General features: G+C 38.1%; 18 protein-coding genes. 3 read left to right on the forward strand and 15 right to left on the reverse strand.

The window, feature by feature from the left end; genetic code table 11:
• Positions 1 to 40 precede the first annotated feature (40 nt).
• The 9 genes from ACZ1GR_RS11650 to ACZ1GR_RS11690 form a co-directional block, all read right to left on the reverse strand.
• Positions 41 to 613, reverse strand: a complete 573-nt coding sequence (locus tag ACZ1GR_RS11650) for a pentapeptide repeat-containing protein (RefSeq protein WP_472609140.1) — start codon at positions 611 to 613, stop codon at positions 41 to 43.
• Entirely contained in the window at positions 613 to 3,762 is a 3,150-nt protein-coding gene (locus ACZ1GR_RS11655; RefSeq protein ID WP_472609141.1) for a VPS10 domain-containing protein, read from the reverse strand. The genes ACZ1GR_RS11650 and ACZ1GR_RS11655 overlap by 1 nt, the downstream gene beginning before the upstream one ends.
• Before the next feature lie 15 nt (positions 3,763 to 3,777).
• Positions 3,778 to 5,073: an allantoate amidohydrolase gene (locus tag ACZ1GR_RS11660; protein WP_472609142.1), complete on the reverse strand. Its 1,296-nt coding sequence runs from the start codon at positions 5,071 to 5,073 to the stop codon at positions 3,778 to 3,780.
• 63 nt (positions 5,074 to 5,136) lie between these two features.
• The gene (locus ACZ1GR_RS11665; protein ID WP_472609143.1) at positions 5,137 to 5,787 is read right to left on the reverse strand and encodes an SIMPL domain-containing protein; all 651 of its coding nucleotides are present in this window, start codon (positions 5,785 to 5,787) and stop codon (positions 5,137 to 5,139) included.
• Positions 5,788 to 5,876: 89 nt separating this feature from the next.
• Positions 5,877 to 6,128 carry an FEKKY domain-containing protein gene (locus ACZ1GR_RS11670; protein WP_472609144.1) on the reverse strand — a complete coding sequence of 84 codons (252 nt, stop codon included), beginning with the start codon at positions 6,126 to 6,128 and terminating at the stop codon, positions 5,877 to 5,879.
• A gap of 162 nt (positions 6,129 to 6,290) precedes the next feature.
• Positions 6,291 to 7,043, reverse strand: coding sequence for a LytR/AlgR family response regulator transcription factor (locus tag ACZ1GR_RS11675; RefSeq protein WP_472609145.1), 753 nt, complete (start codon positions 7,041 to 7,043; stop codon positions 6,291 to 6,293).
• Complete coding sequence (locus ACZ1GR_RS11680; RefSeq protein ID WP_472609146.1) at positions 7,024 to 8,103, reverse strand: sensor histidine kinase; 1,080 nt, start codon at positions 8,101 to 8,103, stop codon at positions 7,024 to 7,026. The genes ACZ1GR_RS11675 and ACZ1GR_RS11680 overlap by 20 nt, the downstream gene beginning before the upstream one ends.
• Positions 8,104 to 8,113: 10 nt before the next feature.
• On the reverse strand, positions 8,114 to 8,914 hold the full coding sequence (locus tag ACZ1GR_RS11685; RefSeq protein WP_472609147.1) for a hypothetical protein: 801 nt from the start codon (positions 8,912 to 8,914) through the stop codon (positions 8,114 to 8,116).
• Complete coding sequence (locus tag ACZ1GR_RS11690) at positions 8,911 to 9,333, reverse strand: ABA4-like family protein (protein WP_472609148.1); 423 nt, start codon at positions 9,331 to 9,333, stop codon at positions 8,911 to 8,913. Before ACZ1GR_RS11690 ends, ACZ1GR_RS11685 begins: the two co-directional genes overlap by 4 nt.
• A gap of 274 nt (positions 9,334 to 9,607) precedes the next feature.
• Between ACZ1GR_RS11690 and ACZ1GR_RS11695 the strand changes: the two genes are divergently transcribed.
• Together ACZ1GR_RS11695 and ACZ1GR_RS11700 are read left to right on the forward strand one after the other, a co-directional pair.
• Positions 9,608 to 9,940 (forward strand): single-stranded DNA-binding protein, encoded by a 333-nt coding sequence (locus ACZ1GR_RS11695; RefSeq protein ID WP_472609149.1) that lies wholly within the window; start codon positions 9,608 to 9,610, stop codon positions 9,938 to 9,940.
• A gap of 131 nt (positions 9,941 to 10,071) precedes the next feature.
• A complete protein-coding gene (locus ACZ1GR_RS11700; RefSeq protein ID WP_472609150.1) occupies positions 10,072 to 10,464 on the forward strand; it encodes a hypothetical protein in 393 nt (130 codons plus the stop codon).
• Between the two features lie 225 nt (positions 10,465 to 10,689).
• On the opposite strand, the gene ACZ1GR_RS11705 is transcribed toward ACZ1GR_RS11700, so the two are convergent.
• From ACZ1GR_RS11705 to ACZ1GR_RS11715, 3 genes are all read right to left on the reverse strand, one after another.
• Complete coding sequence (locus tag ACZ1GR_RS11705) at positions 10,690 to 11,211, reverse strand: ferritin (protein WP_472609151.1); 522 nt, start codon at positions 11,209 to 11,211, stop codon at positions 10,690 to 10,692.
• Positions 11,212 to 11,304: 93 nt separating this feature from the next.
• A complete protein-coding gene (locus ACZ1GR_RS11710; RefSeq protein ID WP_472609152.1) occupies positions 11,305 to 12,870 on the reverse strand; it encodes a M20/M25/M40 family metallo-hydrolase in 1,566 nt (521 codons plus the stop codon).
• Positions 12,871 to 12,924: 54 nt separating this feature from the next.
• Positions 12,925 to 13,827, reverse strand: a complete 903-nt coding sequence (locus ACZ1GR_RS11715) for a histone deacetylase family protein (protein WP_472609153.1) — start codon at positions 13,825 to 13,827, stop codon at positions 12,925 to 12,927.
• Positions 13,828 to 13,932: 105 nt separating this feature from the next.
• Between ACZ1GR_RS11715 and ACZ1GR_RS11720 the strand changes: the two genes are divergently transcribed.
• On the forward strand, positions 13,933 to 14,886 hold the full coding sequence (locus ACZ1GR_RS11720) for an L-threonylcarbamoyladenylate synthase (RefSeq protein WP_472609154.1): 954 nt from the start codon (positions 13,933 to 13,935) through the stop codon (positions 14,884 to 14,886).
• On the opposite strand, the gene ACZ1GR_RS11725 is transcribed toward ACZ1GR_RS11720, so the two are convergent.
• The 3 genes from ACZ1GR_RS11725 to ACZ1GR_RS11735 are packed head-to-tail and all read right to left on the reverse strand — an operon-like array spanning position 14,883 to position 18,058.
• Complete coding sequence (locus ACZ1GR_RS11725; RefSeq protein WP_472609155.1) at positions 14,883 to 17,021, reverse strand: Tex family protein; 2,139 nt, start codon at positions 17,019 to 17,021, stop codon at positions 14,883 to 14,885. The genes ACZ1GR_RS11720 and ACZ1GR_RS11725 overlap by 4 nt on opposite strands.
• Positions 17,022 to 17,033: 12 nt before the next feature.
• A complete protein-coding gene (locus ACZ1GR_RS11730; protein ID WP_472609156.1) occupies positions 17,034 to 17,597 on the reverse strand; it encodes a hypothetical protein in 564 nt (187 codons plus the stop codon).
• 14 nt (positions 17,598 to 17,611) lie between these two features.
• Positions 17,612 to 18,058: a hypothetical protein gene (locus ACZ1GR_RS11735; protein WP_472609157.1), complete on the reverse strand. Its 447-nt coding sequence runs from the start codon at positions 18,056 to 18,058 to the stop codon at positions 17,612 to 17,614.
• Between the last annotated feature and the right edge of the window lies 1 nt (position 18,059).

The following is an 18,059-nucleotide window of genomic DNA, read 5'->3' on the forward strand; positions in this document are numbered from 1 at the left end:
GTTCTTTTAGTAATGACGAACAATGGAACGTATAATGGACTTATTCTATAACAATATCGTATTTTTTCAATAAACCCAAAGCACTTTCTTTGCTGAAAATGGCTTTTTTAATCTGATTGTTTTCAGGACTCAAGGCTAAGTTAAAGGCGGTTGTAAAGTTTGCTTTGGTAAGAATTGTTTGTTCAAAAACAGCTCTGTTTAAATTAGAGTTGGAGAAAGTTGAAGCTGTTAGGTCGGTCTCCGTAAAATCTGTTTCTACGAGACTGCAGTCTTTAAAAACCGTATGCTTCATACGTAGGCCAAAAAAAGAAGCAAAGTCTAGCATACAATTTTCAAAATGCAGCGATATCAATGAGTCGTTGACATCTTCAAATCGTAAACCGATCAGTTTACAATCTCTGAAGGTTACATCGTTAAAAATACTGTGTTTAATATTTGTATTGCTCAGGTCGCAAGTCATAAACTCACATTCAGCAAAATTCTGATTATCCAAAAAGCCATTTTGAAATTGGCACCCCTCAAAAACACATTCCTCGTAATCGGCACGGGGTAAACGAGTAGTAGTGAATTTTTCGTTCTTAAAGTTTTTTCCAGTGATGAATTTCGTATTCATTAATCTTCGGTTAACAATAAGGCGGGTAAATTCAGTGACTTGAACAAGCTATTGAACGTCTCCATCTCCGTATTGACTATTGTATTTTTTTCTTGCTCAAACGCATTCCAGTCGGTCAATAAATCGTGTAATCGCTCTTTGGCACCCTTAGTGACTTTAGGCTCAGCAACGTCAACAAAACCTTTTAGGTGCAATAAGTCGGCATTGAGTTGATTGTTAAAGTTAATGACATCTTGAAATGTCTTTTGATTCGGTTGAATAAGGTTTTCTTCCCAAGAAGTAATGCGTTTTTCTAAAGCCTTGCCTTTTTCAAGCAGTTCCTTAGCTGACGGGTTATCTTTCAGTAATTTCTCATAGTTCTTTAATTGTGTCTTTGCGGAGCGCATTTGATTAACCGAGTTATGCATTTTCTTTACGGTTTCGTCTATCGTTTGTAATACTTGTTGCTGCTCGGTGTAATCTGCTGCCGTACCTTGTACTGATGGATTGGGCAAAACAATAGCCGAAGTTTCAACGACCTCATTTTCTGAGCTCAATCTAAGTGTGTAGGTGCCCGGGCCAACTCTATGACCAGCGGAGTTTCCGAAAACAAACACTTTTTCTACACTGGGTAGGGATTCAGTCCTAAAATCCCATGTAAAACGGTTATATCCTTTTTTGGAAGGGAGCACAGCCGGTTTTGGAGGTCCACCAGGCCATGACTTAAAACTCTTTGCCTTTTGGTTGGTATAGCTCCGTATAATTTTACCGTCATGTAAAACCTCTAATTTTAGCTCAGTTGAATCTAACTTTTTTGGTAGGTAATAATCAAATGTCACTCCAGATTTTGGGTTTTGTCCTAAACCAAGAACAGGCTTTTCTTGGCTTCCGCCAAAAATACGATAGCTCGGTTTTGGCTGTACGATGCTCAGTTTATCCGAAGAAGCCATACTATTTTGAATCGCTCCGACATCATCCAATATCCAAAAAGAGCGCCCTGCGGTGGCAGCTACTAAATCATTATCTTGAATAGTTAGATCATTGATGGGTAACACAGGTAAATTCAATTGAAATTTTTGCCAATTTTGACCATCATCCAAAGAAATATAGAGCCCCGTTTCTGTACCTGCATACAATAGCCCTTTTTTCTTTTTATCCTCACGAACAACGCGAATAAAAGTATGTTTATCAGTAATGCCATTCGTGATTTTTGTCCAAGTTTTTCCGTAGTCCGAAGTTTTAAAGGCGTATGGTTTTAAATCCATCGATTTGTATCGCATCACCGCGATGTATGCAGTTGCCGGATCATGAGGTGAAACTTCAATACTATTTATGATGCCATTTCCAATATTCGGTGGTGTAATGTTAGTCCAATTGGCACCACCATCTCTTGTAATATGAAGCAGGCCATCATCACTGCCTGCGTAAAGTACACCCTGTTCATGCGGAGATTCTACCAAATACATAAGGGTATTGTAGTTTTCTCCACCTGCAGCTTCATTGGTGTATGGTCCGCCGCCAGGGCCTTGTTTATCTTTTTCGTTTCGGGTTAGATCAGGGCTGACAACGTCCCAACGCTGCCCGCCATCCGTAGTTTTAAAAACTACATTGCCAGCGTGGTAAATTGTATTTCGGTCATGTGGTGAACTAATGATCGGCGCGTTCCAGTTGTAACGATATTTAAAGTCTTTAGGAACTTTGCCTAAGCCTAGTTCTGGATATTCTTTTATAGGTTTTCCTTCGCGTGACGCTTTTACCCATTTTTCAATAATTCCTTGATAACATCCACCGTAAACCACTTCAGGATTATCTGGGTCAAAAGCCAAATAAGCACTTTCACAACCCGCGACAGAATACCAATCTTTCCAGTCAATACCTGCATCATTTGTTCTGCTGGCAATGGCAATAGCCGAATTATCTTGCTGCCCACCGTAAACATTATAAGGCACTAAATTATCTGTAATAACTCGGTAGAACTGAGAGGTTGCCTGATTTTGTTGGCTACTCCAACTTTTGCCGCCGTTATTCGAGATGTTTGCCCCACCATCGTTCGAATTTATCATTTTTGAATTGTCATTGGGATTGATCCATAAATGATGATTATCGCCGTGCGGTGTAGAGAGGGGCTTAAAAGATTTTCCACCGTCAATAGACTTGGTCACCGGAGCATTCAAAACATAAACGGTATTTTCATTTTGGGGATCGGCAAAAATCTCCATGTAGTACCAAGAACGCGCAATATTGATACGGTCTTTATTTACCTGAGTCCATTTTTTACCTGCATCAACACTTTTATACACACCACCTTTATCGCCTTCTGCTTCAATAACAGCAAAAACGATATCTGAATTTGCCCGAGAAACCGAGATGCCCGCTTTGCCGAATTCTTTTGGCAAGCCTTCTTTCTGTTGCTTCCAAGTTGTACCCCCGTCGGTAGACTTATAGATTCCCGAGGAAACACCCCCAGATTCCATCATCCACGGATACCGTTTGTGTTGCCACATGGCGGCATACAGAATTAGGGGATTATTCATATCCATAGATAGGGAAGAAGCTCCTGTGTTAGCATCAACGTAAAGTACCCGTTCCCAATTTACACCACCATCCAAAGACCTATAAATACCGCGCTGTTCAGAAGGGCCGTACTGCGCTCCTTGGGCCGCAACAAATATGATATCTGGATTATGCGGGTCTATGATTACATCAGAAATATGTCTGGTCTCATCCAGACCGATATGCTTCCATGTTTTTCCTGCATCCGTAGACTTATAGACACCATCTCCCATAGAGGTCATTACCCCTCGAGCTGCATGTTCACCCATACCTGCAACTACAATATTAGGGTTGCTTTCTGCAACTGCAATAGCTCCCACGGTACCGGTATTTAATTGACCATCGGAAATATTTTTCCAAGTGATACCATCATCAGTAGTTTTATAAATGCCACCTCCTACAGTGCCCATATAATAGGTCATGGGTTGATTCACGACCCCTGTAGAAGTTACACTACGACCACCACGAAAAGGCCCTATATTACGCCATTTAAGCCCTGAATACATAGAATCGTTTAGGGTTACTTTTGGAGATTCATTGTTCTTTTTTCTTCGTTGTGAATTAGTTGATTCTGGAATCAGGATTACTGCTAAAAAGAGAAGCAAAATATGTTTCATTCGTCGTGTTGTTGGTTATTTTAATTTTTTGTCAAGCGCTAAAATTGTATGTAAAAGCACATTGGCACCATTAGCCATATCTTTTGCTGATGTAAATTCTTTTGGGGAATGACTAATGCCACCTTTGCTAGGTACGAATATCATTCCTGTAGGTACTATAGTAGCCATATCTTGAGCGTCATGTCCTGCGCCGCTTGGCATATAATGGTAACTAAGCTTAAGGTTTTTTGAAGCACTTTCTATTTCTTTTTGAATTGAAGTAGCTGTTAAAGCAGGCTTGGCAGTAGTATCAAGTGGTTCAAAACCTATTTTAACATTAGACTCTTGAGCAATGGCTTTAGCTCTTTCTTTAATACTTTGATATACTTTTTCGATAACATCTGAAGAAAGATCCCTTATCTCTAAACTAGCGATAACTTTACCTGAGATTACGTTCGGTGCTCCGGGTTCAGCTTTTATTCTTCCAACTGTCGCAACCTGTGCACCATTAAAACTATTGGCTACTTCATTTACGGCAACAACAAATTTTGCAGCAGCCAATAAAGCATCTTGCCTTGCATTCATAGGAGTTGTTCCCGCATGGTTTGCGAAACCTTCAAAGGTAACATCCCACCATTTTAGACCTACAATACCCTCTACAATGCCAATATTGAGTTGTTTTTGCTCTAGAATACCTCCTTGCTCTATGTGCAATTCTAAAAAGGTGGCCATAGATTCTTTTTTGCGAATTACTTGGGCTAATTTTGTGGTATCACCACCAAGACGCATAATACCTTCGCCCATTGAATAACCTGTAGAATTTTTAACAGAAAATGCACTTTTGGTCAAGTGCCCAGAAATAGCCCTACTTCCCATAACGCCGCCTTCTTCGTTAGAAAATATTATAATCTCCAATGGGTGATTGGTTGTAATATTCTGCTCTTGCAAAACAGTTAAGACTTCTATTGAAGCCATTGACCCAACACAGCCATCATAGTTGCCCCCATTTGGTACTCTATCAATATGCGAACCAAAAGAAATTAATTTTTTAGAAGGGTCTTTCCCTTTACGTCTGCCGATGATATTACCAGCATAATCGATATGTACATTGAGTTTTAATGCTTCTAGAGTTTCTATAATCCATTTTCGAGCTTCAATGTCTGCATCGCTAAAAGCTACTCGTTCCGTATCCCCATTTTCTTGTAATCCGAATTTGGCTAGATCAAAGATGCGCTGCTCCAATCGATCTTGAACCACAGTTGGTAATTTTTGCTGTGCCAAGAGGGGAGCGGTTATAAATAATATAACTAGCGGAATTTGAAGTACTTTCATTTGGTTGGAAATTAGTACCTAGAAAGATACTAAATCAAAATGTATATCCATCCACCAAAAATACTATTGCAAAAGCCTGAATTTAACATTTACGGTGGCTTCAACCTTTATTTTTTCAAAACCAATATCCAATGGTTCCGGTGTTGAGGCATCTTCCATAACCATAGCTTTCATTCGCATTTGGGGCTGGTTGTATCTTGGGTAATACGGCTGTGAATTATCAACGATATGAATGGCAACACCTACTTTTTGACCAAGAGGTTCGGTAAGGGCTTCGGCTTTTCGTTTTGCCTTTTTTACGGCTCTTGATTTAAGGGTAAGTTCCAATTCATCCATTTTAGAATATTCCGTTTTTTCGAGATAGGTGTTGGCGATATCTAAATTTTCTAAGGCTGCCATGACTTTACCAGCCGTTAATCCGTCGTAGACCAATAAAGAATATTGTTTGCTTTTCAGCACTTCTTTAGAGCGTAAAAAATATTTTTTATAGTTGCTGGCAAGGTCTTTAATCGTTAATTGCTTATCGATATCTATGCCCAGATTTTTAAGGCTTTGCGCCATTTTATTTTCTTGTTCTTCAACAGATTTTTTTCCTTTTGAATCCTTTTCTTGAATCGTAATATTCAAATAGATTTTATCAGGGTCTACCAAAGTATCTACCCTAGCCGAGGTCTCTAGATAAGAAACATCAAGAAAGTTTTTTGTCTGTGACATAAGTGATGATATTGCAAATAATGCGATTAGTGTAAAAGTTTTTTTCATGACCTTAATTTAAAAGGAAAGTTACTAAATAAATCTATGGATTAATTTACGCCTAAAATTTTCATGGGCAATTCGTCTATCCATTGCGTGTTGCCCAGATAATTACTCAGGTTTTCTGCAACCCTCATATTATGCTCTTTGGTAGCAGTGGTATTCAGCATATTACATCCTTTATTTCTGAAACCAATGTTATATTTTTTAGTAAAAGATTTCATTTTTTCTGTTACGATATCAGTGATGCCATGATATACAAAGTAGTCTGCTACGTGTATCGACTCAGGTTTTTTTATCATATTATTAGTGGCGTGAGCGTGCGGGCTGGTTAAGAAGAAACCAAGGAGTACAAAGAATAGAATATTACGGAACATAGTGGTTATTTATAGTAAAGACGATAGTTTAACAAAAGAGCGGCAAGAATTGTTCCGTTTTTTAATTAGGTCGGTGTTTACCTGCTTTTAGCTATTCAACCAATTTTTAAAATCGCTTGTTTTTGGTCTACTAACTATAAACTCTTGATCTCTTGCGTTGGCCACGGCCAATTTTACCCGGTGATTAAAGTAAGGATCTATTTTTTCAATTGCACTTTTCGAGACGAGTTGACCACGGTTTATTTTAAAGAATTCATTGGTCTCGAGGGTACCGAATAGCTCGTCAATAGTTTCATTTATGATAAAACGTTTGGTCTTGGTTACTCCAAAAGTGATACTTTCTTCAGAGTAGAAGTATAAAAATTCAGCAACTTTTACCTGAAAAAAACTGTTGCCTTCCTTTACCAAAAGCCCATCTCTTTTATGCATTGTCTGCATTGATTGAAGTAATTGTTTTAAAATAGCAGGTTCAGGAGCTAATGGTTTATTGGTCTTATCAAACTTTTGTAGGGCTGCATCCAATTCTTCTTTTTGAATCGGTTTTAAGAGATAGTCAACGCTATTGACTTTAAATGCCTGTATGGCATACTGGTCGAAAGCGGTGGTAAATATAATTGGCGCCTCAACACTAATTTTTTGAAAAATCTCAAAGCTTAACCCATCAGCTAATTGAATGTCCATAAAGACAAGGTCAGGATTGCTGTTTTGTTGAAACCAAAGCACCGAATCTTCTACAGTGTCGATAATATTCAATAGTTCGTATTGAAAATCGCAGGTTCTTAGCATGTTCTGCAATTGATTTGCCGCTCTAGCTTCATCTTCAATTATGAGTACCTTCATTATATTTCTTTTGATCTGCTATTTGCAATAACGGAATGGAAATTTGAAATTGACCTTCATCATTTTTAATTTCAATCGATTTGCCCGAAATTAAATGATAGCGTTTTTCAATATTTTTTAAACCCACTTTTGTTGAGGGTAGCTTAGTAGATTTTGGTTGAATTTTATTGGAAACTACGAGATGGTCATTGTTGGCCGATACACTAATTAAAAGTGGTCTGGCCTTTGAAATTACATTGTGTTTTATTGCATTTTCAAGTAAAAGTTGCAAACTCATAGGTACGACCATACTTTTTAGGGCTGTATTCGGTACATTCCAATTTACTTTAAGGTTTTCACCAAACCGTTCAGACTGTATGTGAATGTACGACTTTGCAAACTTTAATTCTTCTTGTAAAGAGGTTAGATTGGCATTGCCTGATTCTAGTATAAACCGATAGACATTAGCTATTTTGTCTACAAATTCTTTGGCATCTTCTTTAGAATTTTGATCTATAATATCTCTTAAGGTATTAAGGGTATTGAATAGAAAATGTGGTTGAGCCTGGTTTCTTAAGGTGTCTAATTCGGCCTGGACCATTGCCTGTTTGGCTTGCTCTTTTTCTATGATAGATTTTTTAAATCGCACATAATAGTAGATGGCCTCATATATGGCCATGGTCATAGTACTGATAATTATAACTGGTACAAGAACTTTTGAAGAAGTTTTACCGTTGAAATCTTCAAAAATGAACGACAAGGCTCTATTTCCGATAAAGTCTACAATAAGAACCGTACTAACAATAGTTAAAAATAATAGTACAAGCCGTTTGCCTACATCACTAAGGTTTGGGTATTTTTTTCGGAGGAGAATAATAACACTTCTAATAATAAGCCAGTCGCAAATGGTAAAAAATAAAGATACGCCCCAATTGATTGCTGCCTCAATAAAGGGAAAACGAACAAATGAATTATTAAAAAGAAAATCGGTGATAAAACTTAGAAATAGGATGCCAATAGTAGCAAACCAAAAGTCATTGAAGCCTAAGTATTTTATTCTTTTCTCTTTGTTAAAAAGCATTTTCGTTGTATTATAATTGAATCAAGGCCATACCCATTTTGGCTTGATAAAAAGTATACGCTATCCAACCCGCATAGAGTAATCCAAAAATGGTAACCGCTAGAATTTGGTTTTTGTCCGTAAAGTTCCATTTTTTAGCGACCCACAGTGCAAATAACGGAATTACCTGTATGGCGTGTAGGCCAAAAAAGTGCGCTACTCTTAAATCACCGGCAATGGTACTCCAATTTACCAATGGTAGACCGGCCCCACCATCAGCAACACCTACATTATGTGCCATTTGGCTTATCATTTGACCACCAACCCAACTGCCGAACACTACAATTATCCAACCTAATAGTATGGCCCATTGAACTGATTTGGATGTATTTAGTTTTAATCGTATCGTATCGAAGATAAACAATACCATGATCAAGACATTTATTGCGATTAAAATTCCCATAGCTGCAAATAAGATTCCGTCAAACGGGGAAGAGACATTGTAGTGCGATTGTACACCTCTTGCCGCTTGGTAGATGATAATGCCGATTTCTAACAATAAGGTTATGGCAACAACATTTGTTATAATACTACGCTTTCTTTTTGAATAGGGATAAAGTGTCGTTAAAAACCCCAGGGTAAGAATATAGATGCCTCCAGAGATTGAAAACTTTAATGGCTTTATCCATACATTAATGCCCATAAGGGTTCTTTCGTCTGTGGCCAATCCTAGTAGACATATTATCGTAAATATGACATGAAGTATGACCACCCAATAAAGAATGGGACTTGCTTTTTTTACGGGATTGAGTATTTGGTTGAGATATTTCATGACTGATTTGTTTTAATGGTTTTGATGATCATAAAGGCTAAAAATCCTATTGGGCCTAGCATAAAAGTGCCCAGTAGGCATGGAGCCATTAAGAGTTGATGAATTTTTAATGATTTGTTTTGGTCCAACATCCACATGCCCACCAAAAGGTCAAAGGCGAGGTAATGTACCCAACCTGCTAGAACAGCATTTTCGGCAGTAAATAATTGCATGACCGATGCTAAGCTACCGAAGTCCATTCCACCCCCTGCTTTGATGGCTATAAAAATATAGATGGCATAGACTAGGGCCAGTGCCAGTGGAATTATTTTATAATCGATTAAGAATCGGGTGACTTTCCACTTGGGTAGAAAAATCATAAGAAGCCACATGGGCATGGCGGCGAGATTAGTTACGGAAAATACTTCTGTTGGTGACATATATTTGTTTTTAAGGTTGATGAATTCTGATTCAAATATGTACCTGTTCAGCGAAAAATAGAATTACTTTAGGTTGAATCATCGTTAAATAAGATTGAATTGTATATAGTTCCCTATGTGGAGGGAATTATACACTGATACAAACGACTACAAACGTTTACAAACGAAAATAAATGCTTCCAAACCGAATCTTCTTTCTTGCCTGTTTTAGGTTTGCAGTGTCAAGTCAAGGTGGCTTGATAGTATTAACTGTTAAACCATAAAAATTAGAAAGATGAACGCATTAAAAAACAAAGTACAGTTGATTGGTAACCTGGGGCAAGACCCAGAAATTGTAAACATGGACAATGGTAATAAATTGGCCAAATTCTCTATCGCAACCAGTGAAAGCTATAAAAATGCTCAAGGAGAAAAAGTGGAAGATGTGCAGTGGCACAATATAGTTGCTTGGGGTAAAACGGCCGAAATTGTGGAAAACTACTTGGCTAAAGGAAAACAGGTGGCCGTAGAAGGAAAGCTAACGCACCGTTCTTATGAAACCAAAGAAGGTGAAAAGCGATATATCACCGAAGTACGATGCAATGAGCTTTTGATGTTGGGTAAATAAACTCAAGAACATACTATCGAGAAAAGAGGGCATTTTGCCCTCTTTCTTTTTATGGGTGAATTTTTAACAATAAATTAAATAAATCAATGCAACTTAATGGCATGTAGTTCGTCTTATTAAAAAACAATTTTGTGAAACAGTTACAACTCATAGCATTTGCTTTGTTGATACTTCCTTTAGGAGTATTAGGTCAAACAAAGCGTCTTATGAGTACTGAATCGTTTTACGCTTCACTGGCCGAAAAAGATGCCAAATACGAACTTAGCTATACTTTTTTAAGCGCGGAGGATGAACGTGATTTTTGGAAAGACCAAAAATCTTTTGAAAACGCCTTGGCGGATAAAAATATATTGGCCTATCAGTTTTACTTAAAGTACAAAATAAAATTCTATAAAGACCATCGGGCAGCCTGTTCATTAAAATGTGGGCATAGCACACTTTTCTTGAAACATGCAACTACTTACATTGACCGCTATACGAGTGGTGACTACCTTGAAGGGCTAAGCTTTGTAAAGGATAAATAATTAAGCTACTTTTTTGAGTAAATCATAGCAAGGGCATCGCTTACAGCGCTTGTTTTCTCCCTTTTTGAACTTTTTGCAGCATTTGGTTTTGCAATTGCTGGGTACAAGCTCTTTGAGCTGTGCTTTTTTCTTAGCGGATTTCTTTTTCTTTTTGCCCATTTCTCTAACAGAATGGTACAAAAATATGCTATTTTAAATTAATCTAAATAAGCTTAAGTGTTAAAATTATTCCCCCATTGTTTCCGAGGCAGCACTTTCAACTGTCAATTGTTGTATGTCTCGGTCGAAAAGATAGAGGCCTCCCTTATCATCACCAATCAAGTTTATTTTGTCAAGTACAGTTCTTGCTAAAGCTTCTTCTTCTAATTGCTCGGCTACATACCATTGTAGAAAATTATGGGTGGCATAGTCTTTTTCCTCAAGGGTCACATGAACCAATTCATTAATACTTTGCGAAACAAAAACTTCATGCTCGTATAATTTTTGCAGCATTTTTGTCAAGCTGACAAACTCTGTTTCTGGCTCTTTTAAATCAGATATTTTAGCATGACCACCACGTTCGTTAACATACTTTACCAATTTTAGCATATGCATACGTTCTTCATCCGAATGCCCGTACATGAAGCCTGCAACACCCTCAAGACCCTTTACTTCTGCCCAAGATGCCATAGAAAGGTAGGTTTGTGAAGATTCTGCTTCTATTCGTATCTGTTCGTTAAGTGCCTTTTCTAATTTCTTTGATAACATGAGTGCTATTTTTACGTAAAGTTACGAAAACAAGTTAGCTAGATAAGGCATTTGGCCTTATCGAATTCAAAATTTGAAAAGAGTTTAAATAAGCTAATCCAGTTTTCCGCCATCACGTTGTGGAGAACGTGGAGTAGGCCATGTGCGCTGTTCTCCAGTTCTTGAGTTTAAGGGCAGTACCGATTTTGTTCTTGATGTTTTCTCTGGGGCCTCGCTGGCCATATAAGCAAGAATTGCGGTTAGAATAGCATTGTTCCTAACATCATCAAAGACAATTTTATCATAAGTGTCCAAGTTGGTGTGCCAGGTATAGTTCCAATAGCTCCAACTTAACGAGCTCAATGAAAATGCTGGAGCGCCGGCCGCTACAAAAGAGGCGTAATCAGAACCGCCACCACCTGGTACTCCAGGAAAGGTAGTTTCAATTTCATCGGTAATTTCTTTTGGTACGGCTTCCAACCATTTGCCCAAATAATCATAAGCATTCAAGAAACCTTGTCCGGAAAGCCTCACCACTCTTCCAGTACCGTTATCTTGATTAAAAAGGGCTTGTACACCTTCGACAATATCGGGGTGGTCTTCCACAAACGCCCTTGACCCGTTTAGGCCTTGTTCTTCGCTTCCCCAAAGACCAACAAGAATGGTGCGTTTGGGGTTGGGATAAACTTTCTTAAGAATTCGCATGGCTTCCATCATGGTGATGGTGCCAGTACCATTATCGGTTGCTCCGGTTGCTCCGTCCCAAGAATCAAAATGGGCGGATAGAATTACATATTCATTGGGCAGTTCGCTACCCTTTATTTCTGCGATGGTATTAAAAGTAGGTACCGTACCCAATTCTTTTGATTCTGCAACAACTTTGATTATTGGTTTGTCACCATTTTCCACCATACGATAGAGCATTCCATAATCCTCAAGAGAAAGGTCGACTACCGGTATTTTTTTGGTGTTTGCGCTAAAAATTTTATTAGCACCAAAAGCTCTGGACCATCTCGATTGCACAATGCCGATGGCGCCAGCTTTTTCAAGAGCTGCATTTATTGTCCTAGAAGTATAACCTGTTTTTCGAATACGTTCGCGCCAAGCCTTAGTATGGGCGTCACGTTCGTTTTTCATTTTTTCGAATGAAGCTTCGGTAGCAAATTCTTCCCAGTTATAGTCTGGTCTACCAGTCAACTGATGCATAGACACCATAACTATCTTGCCCTTGACATTGGGCAGCCATTTTGAAAATGCCAAAGAATCGGCCACATCAGGAATTAGAACCAGTTCTGAAGTAATTCCTTTTTTATCGGTACTGGGGCTCCATGCCAATTGCATTCCACTGAGACTGACCACTCTTGGAGACACCAAATCTACATGGGTGATGCCACGTTCCCATCCTCTCCATTTTCCCCATTCTTCATTTTTGGCCGAAATGCCCCAATCGCTATATTTGGCTACCGCCCAGTCATTCGCTTTCTTCATTTGTGGTGTGCCTACCAAACGGGGGCCGATAACATCCAATAATTCATGGGCAAGATTTTCCAATTGTGAATTTTCATTTGCCTCTTTAACAATTTGTGAAGCGATTTCTTTCGCTTTGTCTGATGGTTGGGCAGAAACAATGAAGCTTATTGCAAAAAGGGGTAGTGATAGAAGTAGATTTAGTTTTTTCATGATGGTTGATTTGACCAACAAGATAAGGATTTAAGCTAACCTAAATATCGGGTCTTAAAAGAAGATTTCTTGGGCCAAACGAAAGGTATTGGCATGTGCATCGACAATTACTTTAATATCCGGTGAATACCCACCGCCCATACTGCATTGAACAGGAATTTTGAGGTCTTTACAGGTTTGAAGCACAAAACGATCACGCTCAAAACAACCTTTTAAGGTCATACCTAAGGTGCCTAGTTTATCCGAAGCCAAAATATCTACTCCGCAGAGGTAAAAAATAAAATCGGGTCGTTCTTTAGCAATTAGCTTAGGCAAGGTATCCTTTAAAATGGTTAGGTAGGTTTTATCATCCGTTCCTTTTTCTAAAGCAATATCTAGATCTGAAACTTCTTTTTTAAAGGGATAGTTCGACGCCCCGTGCATGGAAAAAGTGTAGACCGAAGCATCATTTTGAAATATTTCTGCCGTGCCGTTACCTTGATGCACATCCAAATCTACAATCAAGATTTTTTCAGCTAATTTTTTTGATTGAAGATATCGCGCTCCAATAGCTTGATCATTTAGCATGCAAAATGCTTCACCACGATTTGTGTAGGCGTGGTGTGTGCCACCGGCAATATTCATGGCAATGCCATTTTCGAGGGCAAATTCACAACATTTTAGGGTTCCATCGGCGATGATACGTTCTCTTGATACGAGTTCTTCAGAAAGCGGAAACCCAATCTTTCTAGCGGCACTTGGTTTAATTGCTAAGCTTAGTAGATTTTCGTAATAAGATGTTGTATGGATTGCTAGAATATGCTCATCTTCAGGAAAAGTTGGCTCAAAAAAATTAGCTTCATCACAAGTGCCTTCATAAAGTAGTTGTTGCGGAAGCAGATCATATTTTATCATCGGAAACCGATGCCCTTCAGGTAAGGGGTGTTTGTAAATAGGATGAAAGGCTATTTTGAGCATATTGAGGACAAAGGTCTAGCTTCAAAACTTCAAAACAAAAGAGTGGGGCTTATTTTCTAATGCCATACAAATGAAACCATATGGCTGCATTATCTTTGCTGCGGAATGAAAAGTGTTATCACAGAAGATATTGCCTATTGCCAAGAGCTCTTAAGAAACAATGAGATTGTTGCCATACCGACCGAAACGGTTTATGGTTTGGCGGGAAATATTTATGAAGAAGAGGCTATAAAAAAGATTTTTGAAATGAAGGGGAGGCCTTTGTTCAACCCGCTTATTGTTCACATTCATGATATATCACAAATGGATGCTTTGGTCAAGGAAGTGCCTGAAGCTGCAAGAGCCCTAATGAAAACTTTTTGGCCCGGACCTTTAACGCTTATCTTACCCAAAAAGGAAGGAGTTAGCGATTTGATTACTGCCGGAAAACCTACTGTGGGTATTCGTATGCCAAAGCACCGAGTTACTAGAGCTCTGCTACAAGGTCTTGATTTTCCTTTGGCAGCGCCTAGTGCTAATCCCTTTACTAAAATCAGCTCTACTTCTTCCCAACACGTAGCTTCTTATTTTGGCTCCAAAATACCAGCGATTTTGGAAGGTGGGCCATGCGAAGTTGGCCTTGAATCAACCATTGTGGGCTTTGAGGCTGGTGTACCTACGGTATATCGAAAAGGAGGAATTTCCATTGCAGCGATTAAGGAATGTGTAGGCCAGGTTAAACTATTGACCAAAGAAGAAAAAGCCCCTGTTGCACCCGGAATGCTATTAAAGCATTATGCGCCAAGTACAAAATTGATGATTAGTGAGACTGTTGCTGAAACCATTGAGGAGCATGCACATCTGAAAATTGGGGTACTCAGTTTTTTTAAAACCAATTATGAAAACTGCACGGTAAAAGTACTTTCAGAACAAAAAAGTTTGGATGAAGCTGCACAACATCTGTTTTCAGCTTTGCATGAGCTAGATCAAATGCATCTTGATGTAATTATCGCAGAACGTTTCCCAGAAGAGGGTCTTGGAATTAGCATCAACGACCGTTTGGAGCGTGCCGTCCACTAGTTTTTATGCAGCGCCAATTGTATGCGTTTTCTGGGAATATCTACCGATAATACTTTTACAATAATTTGTTGATGTAGATGCACATAATCATTTACATCTTTTACAAAAGTATCGGCAAGGTTAGAAACATGTATTAGTCCACTTTCCTTAATGCCTACATCAACAAAACACCCAAAATTGGTGATGTTATTTACAATTCCAGGAAGCAATTGTCCTTCATTTAGGTCCGTAATGTTCTTAATATTTTGATTAAAAGTAAAGGCCTTGGCTTTTTCACGCGTATCCAAACCTGGTTTTTCCAATTCTTTGGTAATATCCTCTAGTGTTGGCAGCCCGACGGTGTCTGTACAATATTCCTCTAGCGGAATGTTTTTTAACACGCTTCCGTTACCTATTAAATCTGAAACAGGCAGTTTTTGGTCTTTTGCCATTTGTTTTACCAAAGCATAGCTTTCAGGGTGGACTGCAGAGTTGTCTAAAGGATTGGCTCCATTTTTAATACGTAAAAAAGCTGCTCCTTGCTCAAAAGCTTTACCGCCCAAACGTGGTACTTTTTTTATGGTGTTTCTATCAGAAAAAGGGCCATGTTCATTTCTAAAAGAAACAATATTTTCAGCCAATTTTGGACCAATACCGGATACATAACTTAAAAGCGGAACACTTGCGGTATTGATATTCACGCCAACAGCATTTACGCAACTTTCTACCACGGTATCTAAAGAGGTCTGTAGTTTATTTTGGTCTACATCATGTTGATACTGGCCAACACCGATTGATTTAGCATCTATTTTTACCAATTCTGCCAGCGGGTCTGCCAAACGCCGCCCTATAGAGACTGCTCCACGTACGGTAACATCATAATTGGGGAATTCTTCACGTGCGATTTTAGAGGCAGAGTAGATTGAGGCTCCCGCTTCACTGACCACAAAAACCTCGATAGGGTTTTTAAAATGAATTCTTTTTACCAATTGTTCCGTTTCTCTTGATGCTGTTCCGTTGCCGATGGCAATCGCTTCAATTTTATGGGCATCTACCAAAGAGCTCAGTTTTTTTATTGCTTCGGTGCTTTTGTTCTGTGGTGCGTGTGGATATATAGTCTCGTTATGTTTTAAATCGCCCTGAGCATCTAAACAAACTACCTTGCAACCCGTTCTAAAACCCGGGTCTATGGCCAGAATACGTTTTTCGCCTAAAGGCGCACCAAGCAATAGCTGTTTTAGGTTCTTTGAAAAGACCTGAATAGCCTCGGTATCCGCTTTTTCTTTGGCATTTTTAAGCAGTTCGTTGGATAAGGAAGGGAAAAGCAAACGTTTGTAAGCATCTGCAATTGCAAGTTCTATTTGAGCTGTACACGAATTATTAGATTTAATAATGCGCCGTTCTATATTTTCTAGTGCACGTTCATCATCAAGCTCAATTTTTACTCGTATAAAACCTTCTTTTTCGGCTCTCATTATTGCCAAGAATCGATGCGAAGGGCAACGGTTCAAGGCTTCACTCCAGTCAAAATAATCACGGAATTTTTGCGCTTTTTCCGCAGTTGAAGTATCTTCTTTTTTCGTTTTGATGGCCTTGGTAGTGAGCAGCGCATGGCGTTCCAATTGATTTCGAAGTTGATTTCGAATATCGGTACGTTCATTGATCCATTCTGCAATAATGTGTCGCGCACCCTCCAGGGCATCGTCTTCGTTTTCAATAGTATCACTTAGATAGCTAGAAGCAATGAATTCTATCTCATCTGACTTTTGGCTCATGATGATTTTTGCCAATGGTTCCAGTCCATTTTTACGTGCGGTTTCCGCCTTTGTTTTCTTGCTTTTTTTAAAGGGTAGGTAAAGGTCTTCTAGACTTGTGAGGTCTGTGGCGTTTGAAAATTTTAATTTTAATTCTGAAGTTAATAAACCTTGTTCTTCAACGGCTTTAATGATGGCAAGCTTTCGTTTTTCTAATGCTTCAAACTGTGTTTTGTATTTTACAATCTCACTAATTTGCACCTCGTCCAAATTCCCTGTGCGCTCTTTTCTATATCTAGATATAAAGGGGATGGTACAATCTTCATTTAAAAGCGCAACGGTGTTTTCAATACTCTTTTCAGGGAGTTGAGTGTATTTTAGGATGTAGGGGATGGGAGTCAAGTACTAAATTTATTAAGGCTCATCAATATACTCAGTGTTTTTACTTGAATCAATATTACCTGTTTGTATAATTGAAGTTAATTCTTGTCGAATGTCGCTTCTTAAATTTTTATAAGGTATACTCCTTTTGTTCAAAATTTTATTGTAATTATCATTATTAACAATAACTCCATTGACACGTACTTCAAATATGCTATGTGGATACATACATGGAATAGGTTGATGTTTTAAAGTTATTGTTGCCTTGAGATTTACATTGTCTTTACTGATAATTTCCTTAATGTAAGTATTATTATTTTCTAAACTTTTAATTTTAAGGACAGTGGTATTTAAATCGTAAACTTGTCTTTGATCTTCTTCTAATATGTTGAACAAAACATCATCCCTTTTATATTCATCAGGGGAGCAAAAATTTCTATTATGGGATATATTGTAAAGGGATATCTTATCGTAAGGTTTTGAACATTCCCCAGATTTACATCTATAGTATAATTCTTCACCTAAATAAAAAACTTCTTTGATAGGTTTTTTATCTGTATGTAAACGTTTAGGGATATATTCTAAGGAACATTCCAAATCAATAAGAAATCTTATTTAGAAATAAATCGGTAAAGAAGTTTTTCCATATCTATCCCCCCTTCGAAAACTCCTTTTATTTTTTGACCATTATTTCCATTAAATAAGTAGGTGATTTGGCCGAACTCATCGAAAACTAATTTTGAAATACCATATGAAGACTCACGCCATAGCATTAAATCTGTATCTTCAACAACCTCATTTTTAATATCAAGCTTATTAGGGTCTATTTGGGTAAGAACAGATTTTAGCTCATTAAAAAATTTATGCAGTCCACGTAACTGTAATAGATTTATAAAATCATATTTTGTCAAAATACTGTTATACCAATCGTCAATAGTATTAATACTAACAGGATTAAAGGTCTCTGTGTCGTTCTTTTTGGCATTCTCATAAACTTCACGAAAAATCTCAGATTGTTCTAAAAATAAATTGTTAGTTATAGATGAATGATAGTCCATA

The sequence above is a fragment of the Croceitalea sp. W27 genome (genome assembly GCF_055693185.1).